This is a genomic window from Niveispirillum sp., assembly GCF_052437035.1.
Lineage (GTDB): Bacteria > Pseudomonadota > Alphaproteobacteria > Azospirillales > Azospirillaceae > Niveispirillum.
In genome coordinates this window covers 1-522 of the sequence record NZ_JBQVOH010000064.1, presented here as the reverse complement: position 1 = coordinate 522, position 522 = coordinate 1, and the positions used below count along the sequence as shown (strand labels likewise).

The following is a 522-nucleotide window of genomic DNA, read 5'->3' as shown; positions in this document are numbered from 1 at the left end:
AACGTAGTGCGTTGAGCGCCTTCAAGAACGGACTCGCCGATGCCTGGGCGGCAGCGGGATTCGTCATAACCGGGGTCGAAGCCGGAAGTGGCAACGGGTTCATCCAGATCGACATGGACTATCCAACGATCCTCGATGGGCATGACGCGCTCCGCCCCCATATCCAGGCCGAGATATCCGCCAAGCCCACGCCGCTTGCGACCGGCGAACGGCCGCTGGCATCTTTCGTCCATCAGTATCGTGGATTGGAACCCGAGATCACCGCGATTGCGTGCGTCGATCCGGTCGAGACAGCCGCCGACAAGCTGAGCGCCTTCTGCTGGCGGGTGCTCACCCGCGACCGCGAGAGGGTCGGTGATGACCCGACGATCGTGCGTCATCTTCACGATCTCGCGGCGCTCGAAGCGACCGCTTCCGCAAACGCGCAGTTCCCTGCCCTGGCTGAAGAGACGATTATGGCCGATTCGCATCGCGGTGGCGGCGCACTGGAAGGCATGCTCCCTGCGCAACGCATGGCGGCCC

Annotated in this window: 1 protein-coding gene; it reads left to right on the top strand. The window is 64.0% G+C overall.

Translation table 11 applies throughout. The features are described 5' to 3' along the window. Positions 1–11: 11 nt before the first annotated feature. The coding region (locus ACT6Q8_RS25685; protein ID WP_444739505.1) for a nucleotidyl transferase AbiEii/AbiGii toxin family protein at positions 12–522 on the top strand (511 nt) is incomplete at its 3' end.